General features: G+C 41.3%; 1 protein-coding gene and 1 pseudogene. One reads left to right on the top strand and one right to left on the bottom strand.

Annotation, left to right across the window (positions count from 1 at the left end; all coding sequences use genetic code 11):
* Positions 1 to 792, top strand: a 792-nt coding sequence (locus F6K23_RS40995; RefSeq protein WP_293167014.1) for a thioesterase domain-containing protein, incomplete at its 5' end; no start/stop codon positions are given.
* 157 nt (positions 793 to 949) lie between these two features.
* Here F6K23_RS40995 and F6K23_RS40990 read toward each other — a convergent pair.
* Positions 950 to 1,143 (bottom strand): annotated as a pseudogene (locus tag F6K23_RS40990) (hypothetical protein); the annotation flags it as partial.

The following is a 1,143-nucleotide window of genomic DNA, read 5'->3' as shown; positions in this document are numbered from 1 at the left end:
CCTGGTTCTGGTGGTAATGTAGTTTACTTCCACCAACTTGCCCATCATCTAGGTAATAACCAACCCTTTTACGCTTTGCAACCTTCATCCTTGGATGGGGTTTCGGAACCCTTTGGTAGTGTTGAAGAGATAGCTGCCTATTACCTCCAAGCTATTCAATCCCTTCAACCCTCTGGTCCCTACTTCCTCGGTGGTCACTCCTTTGGGGTTATGGTTGCTTTTGAAATAGCACAACAGCTACAAAAACAGGGAGAAACAGTTGCTCTACTTGCCTTTTTCGATCTTCCTGCCCGACTTCCTAGTAGTACCCCCAAACATTTAGATTGGGATGATACCCAATGGTTGACTAACATTGCCCATATCCTTGAAATTTTATCTGGGAAAAATCTAGAGATTTCTTCTCAAACTCTTAAACTTATTACCCCCGAAGAGCAATTAAACTATCTAAAACAACAAATGGAAACTGTCAATCTCTTACCACCTAATTCGGGAATTGAACGATTACGTGGGATTGTTCAAACTATCAAAGCTGATGAATTGGCTTTTATGAGTTATGTCCCTAGAGGAGGTTATCAAGGTCCCATTACCTTATTCCGCACTAGTGAAGTTTATCAAGATGAATTGGGAATATTGGGTGAAATTCCCACGGATCCAACTTGGGGATGGAATCAGTTTTCTAGTCAACCCGTAGCTGTTGAAGTTGTTCCTGGAAATCATACTACGATGCTTGCCGAACCTAACGTTCAGGTGTTAGCCGAAAAAATTAAATTTTGTCTAGCTAGGGTTTGTTGAATTAATTTATCGAAATTAATATGGGTTAAATCCCCATCCAATTTGTCCCCGCGTCCCCCTGTCTTTAAATAGCGCTGTGCGCAGGGAACTCTTAACAGGGAACAGGAAACTTAGCGCAGGCACTCTTTGATGATTAGACCTCTTGCAAAATCTGAATTTAAGGTTGCTCTTCAAAGATTTTAATAGTGTAGGAATGATAGTCATCTTGTTTGTAAGACCCTACCCAAATATAATAGGTCCCAGTTTGCCACTGACCTGAAACACCAGGGTTTTTGTCCTGATAATCATCATTACACCAAACGCCACCAGGTCCTTTGATAATAATGGTAGTGTCCATCGAGCTATCTACTA

The sequence above is a fragment of the Okeania sp. SIO2C9 genome (assembly GCF_010672455.1).
Taxonomy (GTDB): domain Bacteria; phylum Cyanobacteriota; class Cyanobacteriia; order Cyanobacteriales; family Microcoleaceae; genus Okeania.
The sequence above is the reverse complement of the archived record's forward strand: the minus strand, read 5'-3'. Positions and strand labels throughout refer to the sequence as shown.